Here is a 16,068-nt window from a genome sequence, read left to right on the forward strand (position 1 = left end):
CAAACTGTTAAGGAGAAAGACCATGAATCGAATCTATCGGCGTATCTGGAACCGGGCCAAGGGATGCTGGGAGGTGGCCAGCGAGCTGATCAACCGCAATCAGGGAGGTGGTCGCGTGGCGAAGGCCTGCACGGCTACAGCGCTAGTCACGCTTATGCAGATCGGGCCTGGACTGGACAAGGCAGAGGCGGCGGCCTTCTACATGGGGGGCTGTACGCGAACGGATTCCGGCAATGTCAACTGTACGCCCATCATCGGCAGAACCTCAGGCATCTCCTACGCGAACGCCGCCTTGGGGAGTAATGACTACCTCGTTATTGGAGGCGGTGCCGTAGCAGATGGCGACTGGATCACCATGTTTGGCCACCAAAGCTATGTGAAGGGGAACTTCAGTTCTGCATTCGGCGCTAAGGCAAATGCGAACGGCGTGGACAGCGTTGCCGTTGGCTACAATGCCAGCGCCAATGGCGGTCACAGCACGATTGTGGGCACGAACGCCTATGGCAAGGGCATCGGCTCAAGCGCATTCGGAAACAGCGCTGCGGCAACGCGCCAGAACGCGCTTGCCGTCGGCAGTGGCTCGTTGTCACAGAGCGAGAATGCGGTCGCAATGGGCGCAAACGCTTTCGCCAATGGCGTTGATGGCGTCGCCCTGGGCAGCAAAGCCTCGGTCGATACCGGCGGCGGCAACTCCGGCATCGCCATTGGTGCTGCTGCGAAGGCCGGGACGGCCGGCTACACCGGTGCAATCGCCATAGGCGGTGGCGCCGAGGCGCGCATTGATGGCGTGGCCCTGGGCTACGGCGCGTCGACCACCGCGCAAGGAGCAGTTGCGCTGGGTGTGCGTTCTTCCGCAACCGAAATGCATACTGTCTCCGTGGGCAGTTCGACGCTGCGACGGCGAATTGTGAACGTGGAAGACGGCCGCATCACGGCTTCCAGCTCAGATGCCGTTACCGGCAAGCAACTGCATGCGATGAGCGAGCGGGTCGATGGCCTGATCAAGCAGGATTCCGCGAGCGGCATAGTGCGTATTGCCAACAGCAATACCGGCACGGAAGTCAGCATGCGCAATGCAGTACTGGCGACGCGAAAAGTGAGTGGCGTTTCTGATGGAGCGTTGACGACAAGCAGTACAGATGCCGTGAATGGCAGGCAGCTCAACGCCACGAACACCAGGCTGGGGACAGTGGAATCGGCAGTGGGAACCGTAAAGGGAGACCTCGCGGACGTTCGGACGCTCGCGCAGTCCGCCACCAATCGTATCGATGCCACCACCCTGGCACTGGGCAAGGGCGCGGTTGCAGAGTCGGGCAGCTACGGCATCAGCACCGCCATCGGCAACAATGCCAAGGCCTACAACGGTCGCAGTGTCGCGCTCGGATTCGATGCACTGGCCGGCGTCGATGCAGAAGGCAACAAGGTGAACAACCAGAATGCCGGCGTTTCCATCGGTGCAAACACGCGCAGCGCAAACGGCGCGGTCGCGACCGGCTTCCGGGCCATTGCCAGCGGCAACTTCTCCATCGCCGTGGGCGGTGACGCCAATGCGGCTGCCGAGCATGCCACTGCAATGGGGTACCTGAGCAAAGCGACGGCAAAGCAGTCCACTGCGCTGGGGCGTGGCAGCGAGGCCACCGCGCAGTTCGCCACCGCGTTGGGCAATCTTGCGGTATCGGCCAACACCAGCGCCGTTGCACTGGGTGACCGGGCCAATGCCCGCCATGACAATGCAGTGGCACTGGGTGCGGGCTCTGTCACGGCGTCCGTCAACTCCGTTTCGGTGGGCAGCGCCACTCTCAAGCGCAAGATCCAGTACATTGCCGATGGCGCGGTCAGCAATGGCAGTACCGATGCCATCACCGGCAATCAGCTGTTCGCGACCAACCAGGCCGTGTCCACTGCGCAGAACATGGCGACGAGCGCGCAGACGGCGGCCAACGCCGCAAAAGCCGATGCTGCCAAGGCACTGACCGAGACCACCGCGCTCGCCGGGTTGGTCTCTCAGACCACCGCCAGCGGCAATGTCCGCCTGGGCGAGAAGAACAGCGGCACTGTACTGGACGTGCGCAACAGCGCCAACGCCAGCCGGAAGGTTGCCGGTGTGGCGGATGGCACGGTAAGTGCCAGCAGCAATGAAGCGGTCAACGGCAAGCAGCTCAATGCCACCAATGTGCAGGTAGCTGCCGTGGAGAAGGCGGCTGCAGCTGCGCAGGCGGATGCCACGGTTGCGAAGGCAGATGCTGCCAAGGCGTTGGTCAGCACCACCGCGTTGGAAGGACTGGTCAGCCAGACTGCCGCCAGCGGCAATGTCCGTCTGGGCGAGAAGAACAGCGGAACCGTGCTGGACGTGCGCAACAGCGCCAACGCCAGCCGGAAGGTTGCCGGTGTGGCGGATGGCACGGTAAGTGCCAGCAGCAACGAAGCGGTCAACGGCAAGCAGCTCAATGCCACCAACGTGCAGGTGGCTGCCGTGGAGAAAGCGGCTACGGCGGCGCAGGCGGATGCAACGGTTGCGAAGGTCGACGCCGCCAAGGCGTTGATCAGCACGGGTGCTCTGGAGGGACTGGTCAGCCAGGCTACCGCCAACGGCAATGTCCGTCTGGGTGAGGAGAACAGTGGAACCGTGCTGGATGTGCGCAATAGCGTCGGGGACAATCGCAGGATCAGTGGGGTGGCGGATGGGTTGGTGACCGACAGTAGTGCGGAAGCTGTATCTGGTCGGCAGTTGTTTGCAACCAACGCTCGTATTTCGTCACTGGAAGGTACTGGCCAGTTCTTGAGTGTAGGGCACGCGCCGATTAGTGAGCCGGCTGAAGCGGGTGTTGCGGGTGTGGCGCTAGGAAACGCGGCAAAGACTGGAAAGGAGGGGGGCACCGCAGTGGGTACTCGTGCCGTGGCGATGGGGAGGAACTCCGTAGCTGTGGGGCGCGGATCAACTGTGTTCGATGGATCAGAGGGTGGATTTGCTCTAGGAGCTGGAGCTCAGGTCGGTGGCTCGGGTGGTGTCGCGGAAGGTGGTGTTGCGATCGGTGCGGGCGCAAGGACTGGTGAGGGTGCAACTGGTTCGCTTGCACTTGGTCAAGGTGCTGAAGCGACCGAAGCAGGCGTTGCGTCGTTCGGGAACGCCTTTGCCCAGAGGCGCCTCGTGAACATCGCCCGGGGCACTGCCGATCACAACGCCACGACCGTCTCCCAATTGAAGGATTCCCTCGCCACGCTCGGCGGCAGCGCAAGCATGGACGCCAGCGGCAACATCATTGCCCCGATCTACTCGGTGCAGGGCGGGACGCAGAACACCGTTGAAGACGCGTTGATGGCGCTCGATGGTGCCGTCATCACCTCAAGCCGCCGTGCGGACAAGGTGGAGGGTCAGCTCAACTCGATCTTCCAGGATTCACCCTCGGTCCGTGGCGATGGCATGAGCCAGATCGCGCTGAGTGGCGCGAACGGCATGGTGTTGACCAATCTGGCTGACGGTCGGTTGGCGCCCGGAAGCCGCGATGCCGTAACGGGCAATCAGCTGTACGCCGCAGAGCAGAAGATCTCGCAGAATCGAAATGATCTGGAGGCGATGCGCAAGGAGCGGGAGATGGGCGAGCGGGCAATGCGTGGATTGGATGCGGGCGTCATCGACTACGGTGGTGCGAGTTTGACTGGTGTGGCTGAAGCGAAGTTGTCGGCTGACAGTTCGGATGTTGTTCGTGGAAGTCAGCTCTATGAGACCAACAGCCGTGTTTCGGAACTTGAGGACGTCGCACAGTTTGTGAGTATCGGGTCAGCGCCCTTCAGTGAACGCGCCCAGGCGGGTGTGGCGGGCGTTGCGTTGGGAAATTCAGCAAAGACGGGACTGGAGGGAGGAACTGCGGTAGGGACGTTTGCGGAGGCCATGGGGAAGAACTCGACCGCAATTGGTAGAGCGGCGACTGTCTCTGTGGACTCTGCGAATGGATTCGCAATGGGTGTCGGTGCACAGGTCGGTGGAGGCGCGGGCGGTGCGAATGAGGGTATCGCGATTGGTGCTGCCGCAAGAGTTCAAGGCGGAGCTCATGGCTCTCTGGCACTTGGAAACGGTGCCCTGGCAGATGAGGAAGGAGTTGCGTCATTTGGCGGTGTTGGCATCAAGCGCCGCCTCGTAAACATCGCCAGCGGCACCGCCAACCACAACGCCGCCACCGTCGGCCAGCTACGCGGGGCGCTGTTCGCGCTCGGCGGTGACGTCGATGCCAACGGCAACATCGTCGGCCCCAGCTTCAACGTACAGGGCCAGTCCCAGTCCACCCTCAATGGTGCGCTGGAGGCACTCGACGGCGCAGTCATCAGCACCACCTCGCGCGTGAACCAGGTCGAGTCCCAGCTGCGCAACGTGTTCCAGGACACCCCCTCGGTCCGCGCCGACGGTCTCAACCAGCTCACCCTGGCCGGAACCCACGGCATGGTCATCTCCAACGTGGCCAATGGCCTGGTCGCCGCCGGTAGCCGCGATGCGGTCAATGGTGGCCAGCTGCATTCGATGCAGCAGCAGCTCAACGGCCGTATCGATGGCCTGGAAGAGCGCATCGATGCGCCGCAGCCGCAGGCAATGGCCGTCGCTTCGGTGCCCGAACCAGAAGCACCGGTGCCGCAGGCCGAAGGCGGCCAGCAGGTGGCGTCGGTCGGCGAAGGTGAGAAGCCCGCGCCGCAGCCGAAGTCGAAGAAGGACGACACGCCCAAGCCGCAGGTCGACACCGCTGAGCTGGAGAAGATGCTGGCACGCGCCAACGAGTACACCGATGGCGCGATCAGCAACTTCGAACGTCGCCTGGACAAGATGGACAAGCGCTTCAACCGCATGGCGGCGATGAGCAGCGCACAGACCGCGATGGCGATGAACACCGCGGGCCTGGCCACCTACAACCGCCTCGGTGCGGGCGTGGGCTACAGCGAGGGTGAGTCCGCGATGGCGGTGGGCTACCAGCGCGTGCTCAACGAAAAGGGCTCGGCCACCTTCAGCCTCAATGGGGCGTTCACCAACAGCGGTGAGCGCAGCATGGGCGTCGGCGTCGGCATCGGCTGGTAAGCCATGCGGCCCCGGCGTGGTGCGCGTAATGAACCCCGCCGCGCCGGGGTCCTTGCCGAGGAGAAGGCAATGTACAGATGGGTAAGTGGAATCGTCAGCTATCGCACGTTCTATATCTGGCGGGCGCGCTTTCGCTACTACACCCGGAACCTGGATCTGTGGACGCTGATGAGCGGGCTATGCATTGCCGGTCTGCTGCTGGTGCTGTGGTACCTGTGGCAGATGCTGGGCGTGCCGCCGCCGCGCGTGCGTCCTCAGGCAGCGGCGCTGCGGATCGAGGGCGTCACCAGCGAGGCGATCCATCGCATCGTGCTGGTGCGTCACGCGGGCCGCACGCCGGGTGCACCGTTCACCACGCCGGAGGAGGTAAGGGCGAGCACGTTGCGCACGATGCGGGTGCGGCAGGTGATGGACAGCGAAGTGGTGTGGCGGCTGAAAGCCGACATGCTGGCGGACATCGCCGACTACATCACCGCCACGGGTGGGTGCGTCCCGTACGACTGCCGACGGATTCGCGCTCGATTGGAGGATGTGCGCAGGGCGGGTGTTGAGAATGCGCAGATCAACACAGCACTGTTGACGATCCTGGAGGTGTCGCTGGACCAGATGCCCTCGTTGGAGGCGGTCGAGCATGAGCGGGTGAAGAGTGGGTGGTCGGATGGGTTCAACGACATCTATGACCAGATCTGGTTGCTGCGGGGCCTGCAGGTCATGCATGCACAGATGATGCGGGAGTATCCGCAGCGAGCCCCAGTACCGTGGCTGCCGCGGCTGCTCAGCGATCCGCTGCGCGATACCCGTTTTGTCTGGTAACGGGAGCATGATGGGCATCATCTGCCAGCGCAGGTAGCGCAGCTTTTGTAGAGTCGAGCCGTGCTCGACTGCTCTCCGGCCAGCAATCGAAATGCCTGAAGCACGGTGCGGACCAACGGTCCGCACCCATCACTGGCAGGTACCGCTGCGCTCGCCGGCCATGGGCCGGCGCTACCGTCATCCGCCGATGTACGCGGTGATCTCGGCCTCGGCCAGCACCTGCCGCAACTGCGCGACAGACGCGCGCCGCATCGGCTTCTCATCGACCGGCGACAACGGTGCCTGACGCAGGGCATCGTACGGCAGCACGGCCAGGTCAAAGGTCAGTTCCTCGGCACTGAACACCCACACCGGCACGTCCAGGCAGCGCTCGCGATCCATGCGCAGGCGGCGCGTCCGCGATTCGGCGGGGATGCCGTGCTCGTCCAGGAAGCGGTGCACGGCTTCCGGGTCGTCGCTGTGCAGGTGAAGCTGCACCGGGCTGTTGGCATCGGCGGTGCCTTCCAGCACCGGGCCGGCCAGCCGTGGGGCGAAGCCGTGCAGGAACTCCAGCGCGCGCATGGCAGCCTCTCGGCGGCGCTGCAGTTCGTTGCCGTGCTGGGGCCCGGAGAACAGCCGCTGGTACTCGCGCAGGGCGTCTTCGATCTCGGTGTTGCGGGGCAGGGAGGCATCGTCGTGGATGCCGAGCCGGCTGGCGGCCTTCAACTTGGCCTGGTGGTAGTCGCGGATGCCGCCTTCGGCCATCAGGCGGGCGGCTTCGTGGGCGAGGCGGTGGCGCCGCTCGCGGGTCTGGCTGGCAGCATGCTGACGGGCGCGATGCATGCGATGACTCCCTGTTGCGACCTGGCTACAGAGTAGCGCACGGATGTGACATCTGCGTGGGTATGGCGCGGAGATGCCAACCAACGGTTGGCACCCACCACGGCCAACGGGTGCCGTTGATCCTGTAGAGCCGAGCCCATGCTCGGCTGCTCTATCGCGAGCGCCCGGAGCCGAGCATGGCTCGGCTCTACAAAGGCGGCGCCAACCAAGGTTGGCATCTACCGGAGCAAAAGGGTGCCGTTGATCCTGTAGAGCCGAGCCCATGCTCGGCTGCTCTACCGCGGGCCCCCGAAGCCGAGCATGGGCTCGGCTCTACAAAGGGCAGTGCCAACCAACGGTTGGCACCCACCGAATCCTTCCTCAGAAGATATCGAACGCGGCGGCGTCGGCCTGCGGCGTATTGAGGTTCAAGTCGTAGTCGGTCAGGCGGTCCATGTCTTCCACCTTCACCCACTCGGTCGCGCCGTTGAGGGTGGCCTGGACCATGCCGCTGGGCGGCTCGTTCTGCGCGATCGGGGTGTCCTTCAGCGCGGTGCGCATGTAGTCGATCCAGATCGGCAGCGCGGCCTTGCCACCGTATTCGCGGTAGCCCAGCGAGCGGAAGTCGTCGCGGCCCACCCACACCGTAGTCACGTACGGGCCACCGAAGCCGGAGAACCAGGCGTCGCGGTGGTCGTTGGTGGAGCCGGTCTTGCCGCCCACGTCCTCGCGGCCGAGCACCTTGGCCTGCACGCCGGTACCGCGCTGGACCACGTCGCGCATCATCGACACCAGCTGGTAGGCGGTGCGGGCGTCGATCGCGCGCGGGGCGGTGCGGGCATCGGGGTTGACCGGCGCGGCCGGGGTCTCGGCCTTGGCTTCGGCCTTGGCCGCAGCAGCCGGGTCCACCTTCGGGGCCGGGGCGCCGAAGTTGAAGCCGTCCACCACCTGGTTGACCGGCTGGTCGCTGCTGCCGGCGCAGTCGCGGCAGGCCATCGCCGGGTTTTCCTTGAACACCAGGTTGCCGTCGCGGTCGTTCACCTGGTCGATCAGCCAGGTGTCCACGCGCGAGCCGCCGTTGGCGAACACGGCGTAGCCACGGGCCACCGACAGCGGGGTGAGCGAGGCGGTACCCAGCGACATCGACAGGTTCGGCGGCAGTTCCGATTCGGCGAAACCAAATTCGCTGATGTACTTGCGCGCGTAGTCCACGCCCATGCCATCGAGCAGACGCACCGAGACCAGGTTGCGCGACTGCACCAGCGCTTCGCGCAGGCGCATCGGGCCGCGGAAACCGCCGCCGTCGTTCTGCGGGGCCCAGGTCTTGCCGCGGCGGTCGCGGAACACGACCGGGGCGTCGAGCACGATCGAGGCCGGGTTGTAGCCCTTGTCGAAGGCCGCGGCGTAGATGAAGGGCTTGAAGCTCGAACCCGGCTGGCGGCGGGCCTGGGTGGCACGGTTGAACTTGTTGCCGGAGAAGCTGAAACCGCCAACCAGCGCCTTCAGCGCGCCGCTGTGGGCATCCAGCGAGACCAGCGCGGACTGGCCGCGTGGGAGCTGATCCAGCAGCCACTCACCTTCCTTGGCACCGGCACGCACGCGCACGATGTCACCGCGCTGCACCAGCTTGCCCGGGGTCTTGTTGGTCCACTTGGCGGCACCGGCCGGCAGCACGATCTCGCTGCGGTTGGCCAGTACCACGGTGGCGCTGCCATCGGCACCGGTGCTGGCAACGATGGCCGGCAGCAGGCCGGCCTGGCCGTACAGGCCACGCAGGTGCTCGGCCAGGGCGGCGGCGTCTTCGCCGGCACCCACCTGGACCTGCTTCTCCACGCCGTGCCAGCCGTGGCGGTGGTCGTACAGCAGCAGGCCGTCGCGCACCGACTGGTTGGCGGCGGTCTGCAGGGTCGAATCGATTGTGGTGGTGACGTGGTAGCCCTTGTTGACCACGTCACCGCCGAAGCGGGCGATCATTTCCTGGCGCACCAGCTCGGCCACGTACGGGGCATCGACCTGCACCGGCGGCTCATGCGCGGTGGCGTGCATCGGCACGGCCTTGGCCGCGTCGGCCTCGGCCTGGCTGACGAACTTCAGGTCGGCCATGCGCTGCAGCACATAGTTGTCACGACGCTGGCGGGCGCGCTCCGGGTTGGAGATCGGGTTGCCCGAGGACGGGAACTTGGGGATGCCGGCCAGCGAGGCCATCTCGTCCAGGTCCAGCTCGTTCAGTTTCTTGCCGTAATAGAACTCGGCGGCAGCGGCGACGCCGTAGGCGCGGTTGCCGAAGAAACTCTTGTTCAGATACAGCTCGAAGATCTCGTCCTTGCTCAGCTCGGACTCGATCTTCCGCGCCAGCAGGATCTCGGCCAGCTTGCGGGTGTAGCTGTACTCGGAGCTGAGGAAGAACTGGCGGGCCACCTGCTGGGTGATGGTGGAACCACCGGGCACGCGCTTGTCGTTGGTGGTGGCCAGCAGCCAGACCGCGCGGCCGATGCCCTTGTAGTCCACGCCGCCATGCTCGTAGAAGCGGGCGTCCTCGGTGGCCAGGAAGGCCTGCTTCAGCTTCTCCGGCACGTCCTTCATGGTGATCGGGGTACGCCGGGTCTCGCCGAACACCGCCATCAGCTTGCCGTCGGCGGCATAGACGTACATCGGCTCCTGCATTTCCACGTCGCGCAGGGTCTGCACGTCGGGAAGCTTGGAGGACACGGCGTAGTACAGACCGCCCACGGCGGCCGCGCCGATCAGCGCCAGGACCAGGACAATCAGGAAGATCCAGCGCAGCCAGCGGCGGAGTCGAGTCATCGGGTTCAGATTCCGATTGCGAATTTCGTGGTCGCAGAGTATAGATTACGCAAGGTGGCGGCTGGGGTCGGCACCGGGGAGCGCAAGGGGAACAGTCAGGGGCTGCATCGTGAATCCGTGAGGAACTTCACAGCAGGGCCGTTGCCATTTGCTAAGAATACGTTATTAATGCTCGGGCGCAGGTCTTGCGTCCAAGTGCCCGTCGGCAGGGGAGAAACCGTGGGGCTCATCCCAAAAAGTCAGTCGCCGCTCGTAGGCGTCGACATCAGTTCGACTGCGGTAAAGCTTTTGCAGCTGTCCCGCAGTGGCAACCGTTTTCGCGTGGAACATTACGCTGTGGAACCTCTTCCGCCGAATGCGGTGGTGGAAAAGAACATCGTGGAAGTGGAGGCCGTGGGTGAGGCCATCCGCCGCGCGATGAACCGCTCGGGGAGCAAGGCCAAGCTGGCCGCTGCCGCCGTTGCCGGTTCGGCGGTGATCACCAAGGTGATCCCGATGCCGGCCGAGCTCGACGAGAACGACATGGAAGCCCAGATCGAGCTGGAAGCGGTCAACTACATTCCGTACCCGATCGAGGAAGTGAACCTGGACTTCGAGGTGATCGGGGCGATCCCGAACAACCCGGAGATGGTCCAGGTGCTGCTGGCCGCGTCGCGTTCGGAGAACGTGGAACTGCGCCAGTCGGCCCTGGAACTGGGTGGCCTGCAGGCCAAGGTGATGGACGTGGAGGCCTTCGCGGTCGAGAACGCCTACGCCCTGGTCGCCAGCGAGCTGCCGGTGTCCATCGAGGGCGTGGTCGCGCTGGTCGATATCGGCGCCACCATGACCACCCTCAACGTTCTGCGCGGCGGCCGCAGCCTGTACAGCCGCGAACAGGTGTTCGGTGGCAAGCAGCTGACCGACGAGATCATGCGCCGTTACGGCCTGAGCTACGAGGAAGCCGGTCTGGCCAAGCGCCAGGGTGGGCTGCCGGAAAGCTACGAGATGGAAGTGCTGGAGCCGTTCAAGGAAGCCACGGTCCAGCAGATCAGCCGCCTGCTGCAGTTCTTCTACGCAGGCAGCGAGTTCAACCGCGTTGACCACATCGTGCTGGCCGGCGGCTGCGCCGTGCTCGGCGGCCTGCCGGAAATGGTCGAGGAACAGCTGGGCGTGCCGACCGTGGTCGCCAACCCGCTGGCGCAGATGACCCTGGGGCCGAAGGTGAACGCACATGCGCTGGCCCAGGATGCCCCCGCGCTGATGATCGCCACCGGTCTGGCGCTGAGGAGCTTCGACTGATGGCACGCATCAATCTATTGCCCTGGCGCGCCGAGCGGCGCAAGCAACGCCAGCGCGAGTTCTACGCAATGCTTGGCATGGCCGCGATCGGTGGCCTGCTGCTGTCGCTGGTGATCTGGTTCTATTACGACCGCCAGGTGAGCGGCCAGATGGACCGCAATGCCTATCTGGAAGCCGAGATCGAGAAGGTCAAGGAACAGAACAAGGAGATCGACCGCCTTGACGCGCAGAAGGAACGCCTGCTGGCCCGCAAGAAGGTCATTGAAGAACTGCAGGCCAAGCGCTCGCAGATGGTGCACCTGTTCGATGCGCTGGTGCGCACGATTCCCGATGGCCTGGTGCTGACCGCGCTGAAGCAGGAAGGCGACGTGCTGACCCTGGAAGGGCGCACCCAGTCCAACGCCCGTGTTTCGGCGTACATGCGCAACCTGGAAACGTCCGGCTGGATGACCAACCCGGAACTGTCGATCATCGAAGCGCGTGACCCCGAGAAGGACAAGGACGGCAAGACCGGCCCGGTTGCGGACATCAAGGCGCTGCCCTATGTGTTCGTGGTCAAGGTGAAGCTGCCGGCACAGAGTGAGGAAGTGGCCGGTACGCCAGGCCTCAACGCCGATGGTTCGGTGGCAACGCCGGCTCCGCCCGCAGTGGCCCCGCTTGCCGCCGGCCCGGATGCAGCGGCGCCTGCTGCACCGGCCGCAGGCCAGCCCGCTGCTGCTCCGGCTGCCCCCGCCCCCGCCGCCGCTCCGGTCAACGCACCTGCTGCCACCCCGGCCGCGCCGAACCAGCCGGCAGCCCCGGCTGCCAAGCCTGCGCCGAAGCCCGAGGGCAGCCGCCTGGCGCAGCCGCCGCAGGCCTTCAACGCCCCGCTGCAGGGGGATCGCGCATGAGCCAGAAAATCGATCTGAAGAACCTGGATTTCAACGACATCGGCAACTGGCCGCAGAAGGCCAAGATCGTCTTCTGCTCGCTGTTGGCGCTGGTGATCATGTTCGTTGCGTGGATGCTGCTGATCAGTGGCAAGCGCGAGGAACTGGCCGGCCTGGAATCGAAGGAAGTCGACCTGCGTGCCGAGTTCACCAAGCAGCAGGAACGCGCGGTGAACCTGGCGCCGCTGAAGCAGCAGCTGGCACAGATGGAACAGGTGCTGCAGCAGATGCTGCGGCAGCTGCCCAGCAAGACCGAAATGCCGGACCTGATCATCGACATTTCGCAGACCGCGTTGTCCAGCGGCCTGACCAACGAGCTGTTCGAGCCGGAGCAGGAGCAGGTCAAGGAGTTCTACGCCGAAAAGCCGATCAAGCTGCGCATGGTGGGCAGTTACCACCAGTTCGGTGCTTTCGTCAGTGGCGTGGCGTCGCTGCCGCGCGTGGTCATCCTGACCATGCACGACATCAACCTCAAGCCCAAGGACAAGGCCAGCGGCAACGCCCGCAGCGGTGCGCTGGAGCTGTCCGGTACGGTCAAGACCTATCGCTATCTGGATGAGACGGAAGTGCAGGCGCAGCAGGCTGTCGCCGATGCCGAAGCGAAAAAGAAGAACGGCAAGGGGGGCAAGAAGTGATGCGCACGTACATCGCACGCAGTGCAGTGGCGTTGGCGGTCCTGTTGCTGGCCGCCTGTGGCCGCGGCGTGACCAGCACGCCGGGTGATGCGCCGAATCTTGAAAAGTGGGTGGAAGGCGAGCGTGCACGACCGGCGCAGCCGCTGGAGCCGCTGCCGGTGATGCAGCAGTTCGAAACCTTCGAATACTCCGCACAGGGCCTGCGCGATCCGTTCACCGATGCCTGGACCAATCCGCAGCAGGGGAATGGCGGATTGCGTCCGGATCCGAACCGGCGCAAGGAGCCGTTGGAAGGCTTCCCGCTGGATGCACTGGACATGGTCGGTACCATCGGCACCGGCGCCGCTACCGTGGCGCTGGTGATGGGGCCGGACAAGGTGACCTACCGGGTACGCCCGGGTGGGTACCTGGGGCAGAGCGACGGGCGGGTCACGGCGGTCTTCGAAGACCACGTGGAGCTGATCGAACTGGTGCCGGATGGCGCGGGCGGCTGGCTGGAACGGCCGGCAACGCTCTCGCTTGAAGATCAATGATCGTTTACTGGGGATAGCACGATGACCTTTCACCAAGCCAAGGGGCTGCGTCCCAACCGGCGCTCTACCTTGAACCGTGTCAGCGCGTTGGGAGTCGCGCTGATGCTGGCCTGCGCTCCGGCGCTGGCCGCCGCACCGGCCGAGAAGCCGGTGGGCGCCACCGTGGCTCCGGCGGCAGCGCCGGCCGGCCTGTCGGTGGCCAAGATCGATTTCAAGCGCGGCGATGATGGCGCCGGGCGCCTGATCGTCCAGTTCGACGGCCAGGGCGCGGTGCCGGATCTGCGTACGCAGGGCAACAGCGTGGTGGTCGATGTCGGTAACGCTCGGCTGCCGGCCAACCTGCAGAAGCCGATGAACGTCACCGACTTTGCCACACCGGTGCAGCGCATCGACGCCAAGCCGTCCGGTGCCGGTACCCAGCTGGTGCTCAGTACCGGTGGCGCGGTGGAGTCGCTGGCCTACCAGAGCGGCAACGAGTACGTGGTGGAGATCAGCCCGCGGCAGGCGCCCGCCGCGGTGGGCGCGGTCACCGCCGGCAGCGTCACCCAGGCCGCCAAGGCGGTGGGGCAGCGTGGCTTCACCGGCAAGCCGGTGACCTTCAACTTCCAGGACGTGCCGGTGCGCACCGTGCTGCAGTTGATCGCCGAGGAATCCAATCTCAACGTGGTGGCCTCCGATTCGGTACAGGGCAATGTGACCTTGCGCCTGGTCAACGTGCCGTGGGACCAGGCGCTGGACATCGTGCTGCGCGCCAAGGGCCTGGACAAGCGTCGCGATGGCAGCGTCATCTGGGTCGCTCCGCAGGCTGAGCTGGCCAAGTTCGAGCAGGAGAAGGAAGACGCGCGGATCGCCATCGAGAACCGCGAAGACCTGGTCACCGATTACGTCCAGATCAACTACCACAGCGCCACGCAGATCTTCAAAGCGCTGACCGAGGCCAAGGGCATCGGTGGAAGTAGCAACAATAGTGGTAATGGAGGCAGTTCATCGCAGGAGGATAGTGGCTTCCTTTCTCCACGTGGCCGTATCGTGGCCGACGAGCGCACCAACACGCTGATGATCAGCGACATCCCGAAGAAGATCGCGCGCATGCGTGAGCTGATCGGTGTGATCGACCGTCCGGTTGACCAGGTGCTGATCGAAAGCCGTATCGTCATCGCTACCGATACCTTCGCCCGCGAGCTGGGTGCGAAGTTCGGCATCAGCGGCAGCCGCGACAACGTGTATTTCAGTGGCAACCTGGAAGCCAATCGCCTGACCCGCGAATCCCAGGTCAAGGCTGCACAGGATAATGCCAAGGCCGAACGTGACTGGATTACTGGCGGCCGCGTCGGTCCGCCGCCCGTGCCGACGGGTTCGGCAATTACCCGTGGCCTGAACTGGAGTGTGCCGGTAGCCGCAGCCAACAACCCCGGCTCGCTGGCGCTGTCGATCCTCAACGCAGGCTACCTGCTGGACGTGGAGCTGTCGGCCATGCAGGAAGAGTCGCGAGGTGAGGTGATCTCCAACCCGCGCGTGGTTACCACCAACCAGCGCGAGGCGATGATCAAGCAAGGCAAGGAAATCGGCTACGTCACCATCAGCGGCACCGGTGCTGCCGGTGGCGCCGGCTCCACCCCGAACGTGCAGTTCAAGGAAGTGGTGCTGGAACTGCGGGTGACCCCGACCATCACCAACGACAACCGCGTGTTCCTCAACATGCAGGTGAAGAAGGATGAAGTCGACCGCCTGATCGAACTGCAGGGCTACGGCACGGTGCCGTCGATCAACCGCCGCGAGGTCAACACTGCGGTACTGGTCGAGGATGGGCAGACCGTGGTCATCGGTGGCGTGTACGAGTTCACCGACCGCAGCAGCATCAGCAAGGTGCCGTTCCTGGGCGACGTGCCGTTCCTGGGCAACCTGTTCAAGAAGCGCGGCCGCAACAAGGACAAGGCCGAGCTGCTGGTGTTCGTCACGCCGAAGGTGCTGCGCGTGGCCAAGCAGAACTGAGCCCGCGCCACCCGCGCAACGCAGAAGGGCCGCCATGCGCGGCCCTTCTGCGTTTCCACCCGTTGATCCACGACGCCCATGTCCAGTAGATCCACGCCATGCGTGGACGCTGTTCATCCTTTCTTGATGCCAATCGCAAGGCACCCTGCGATGATGTCGGGAACCCGTGCCATCCCGCGCCGGTCAAAGGCCCCCATGAACCTGCCACCGCCGATGCCCGAAACCGTCTCGCCGCCGCCCGCGCCGGCCGCCTCCCGCCTGCATGGCGCCTTCACCCAGCTGCGCGATGCCCTGTCGGCCGAGATCGTCGGCCAGGCGGCACTGGTCGAACGCCTGCTGATCGCGCTGCTGGCCGATGGCCACCTGTTGGTGGAAGGCGCTCCGGGCCTGGCCAAGACCACGGCGATCCGTGCGCTGGCCTCGCGCCTGGAGGCGGATTTCGCCCGCGTGCAGTTCACCCCGGACCTGTTGCCGGCCGACCTGACCGGCACCGAGATCTGGCGCCCGCAGGAGGGCCGCTTCGAATTCGTACCCGGCCCGATCTTCCACCCGATCCTGCTGGCCGATGAAATCAACCGCGCGCCGGCCAAGGTGCAGTCGGCGCTGCTGGAAGCGATGGGTGAGCGCCAGGTCACCGTTGGCCGCCACACCTACGCGCTGCCGCCGCTGTTCCTGGTGATGGCCACGCAGAACCCGATCGAGCAGGAAGGCACCTTCCCGCTGCCCGAAGCACAGCTGGACCGGTTCCTGATGCATGTACGCATCGGCTACCCGGACCAGGCCGCCGAATCGGAGATCCTTCGGCTGGCCCGCGACCGCGCCCGTGGCGCGCTGGGCGAAGCCGCACCGGCGGCGGAAAAGCTGCCGATGCAGGATGTGTTCGATGCCCGCCGCGAAGTGCTGGACCTGCACATGGCGCCGGCGCTGGAACGCTACCTGATCGAGCTGGTGCTGGCCTCGCGTGATCCGTCGCGCTATGACGCTGGCCTGGGCCGCCGCATTGCCTGGGGCGCCAGCCCGCGCGGTTCCATCGCGCTGGAACGCTGCGCACGTGCGCGCGCCTGGTTGGCCGGCCGCGACTTCGTCACGCCCGATGACGTGCGAGCGGTTGCCGCCGACGTGCTGCGCCATCGCGTACTGCCCAGCTACGAAGCCACCGCCGAAGGCTGGGATGGCGAACGCCTGGTGCAGGAACTGCTGGCCCGCGTGCCGGCACCCTGAGC

10 protein-coding genes are annotated in these 16,068 nt (G+C 65.2%); 8 read left to right on the forward strand and 2 right to left on the reverse strand.

The window, feature by feature from the left end; translation table 11 throughout:
* The first annotated feature begins 22 nt into the window (after positions 1–22).
* Complete coding sequence (locus O0J15_RS07420; RefSeq protein WP_308305404.1) at positions 23–5,059, forward strand: ESPR-type extended signal peptide-containing protein; 5,037 nt, start codon at positions 23–25, stop codon at positions 5,057–5,059.
* Positions 5,060–5,128: 69 nt separating this feature from the next.
* Positions 5,129–5,872: a hypothetical protein gene (locus O0J15_RS07425; protein WP_134731836.1), complete on the forward strand. Its 744-nt coding sequence runs from the start codon at positions 5,129–5,131 to the stop codon at positions 5,870–5,872.
* A gap of 177 nt (positions 5,873–6,049) precedes the next feature.
* Here O0J15_RS07425 and O0J15_RS07430 read toward each other — a convergent pair whose 3' ends face one another.
* Together O0J15_RS07430 and O0J15_RS07435 are read right to left on the reverse strand one after the other, a co-directional pair.
* Positions 6,050–6,694, reverse strand: a complete 645-nt coding sequence (locus O0J15_RS07430; RefSeq protein WP_075676367.1) for a hypothetical protein — start codon at positions 6,692–6,694, stop codon at positions 6,050–6,052.
* A gap of 360 nt (positions 6,695–7,054) precedes the next feature.
* Positions 7,055–9,478: a penicillin-binding protein 1A gene (locus O0J15_RS07435; protein ID WP_308305405.1), complete on the reverse strand. Its 2,424-nt coding sequence runs from the start codon at positions 9,476–9,478 to the stop codon at positions 7,055–7,057.
* Positions 9,479–9,697: 219 nt separating this feature from the next.
* On the opposite strand from O0J15_RS07435, the gene O0J15_RS07440 reads away from it, so the two are divergent.
* From O0J15_RS07440 to O0J15_RS07465, 6 genes are all read left to right on the forward strand, one after another.
* Positions 9,698–10,756, forward strand: coding sequence for a pilus assembly protein PilM (locus tag O0J15_RS07440; RefSeq protein WP_010484061.1), 1,059 nt, complete (start codon positions 9,698–9,700; stop codon positions 10,754–10,756).
* The gene (locus O0J15_RS07445; protein WP_180877605.1) at positions 10,756–11,646 is read left to right on the forward strand and encodes a PilN domain-containing protein; all 891 of its coding nucleotides are present in this window, start codon (positions 10,756–10,758) and stop codon (positions 11,644–11,646) included. Before O0J15_RS07440 ends, O0J15_RS07445 begins: the two co-directional genes overlap by 1 nt.
* Positions 11,643–12,320: a type 4a pilus biogenesis protein PilO gene (locus O0J15_RS07450; protein WP_021203696.1), complete on the forward strand. Its 678-nt coding sequence runs from the start codon at positions 11,643–11,645 to the stop codon at positions 12,318–12,320. The genes O0J15_RS07445 and O0J15_RS07450 overlap by 4 nt, the downstream gene beginning before the upstream one ends.
* Entirely contained in the window at positions 12,320–12,853 is a 534-nt protein-coding gene (locus O0J15_RS07455; RefSeq protein ID WP_019659994.1) for a pilus assembly protein PilP, read from the forward strand. Before O0J15_RS07450 ends, O0J15_RS07455 begins: the two co-directional genes overlap by 1 nt.
* Before the next feature lie 21 nt (positions 12,854–12,874).
* On the forward strand, positions 12,875–14,845 hold the full coding sequence (locus O0J15_RS07460; RefSeq protein ID WP_134731840.1) for a type IV pilus secretin PilQ: 1,971 nt from the start codon (positions 12,875–12,877) through the stop codon (positions 14,843–14,845).
* Positions 14,846–15,040: 195 nt separating this feature from the next.
* Positions 15,041–16,066, forward strand: a complete 1,026-nt coding sequence (locus O0J15_RS07465) for a MoxR family ATPase (RefSeq protein WP_021203694.1) — start codon at positions 15,041–15,043, stop codon at positions 16,064–16,066.
* Positions 16,067–16,068: the final 2 nt, after the last annotated feature.

It is taken from the genome of Stenotrophomonas sp. Sm10, assembly GCF_030985515.1.
GTDB lineage: Bacteria > Pseudomonadota > Gammaproteobacteria > Xanthomonadales > Xanthomonadaceae > Stenotrophomonas > Stenotrophomonas hibiscicola.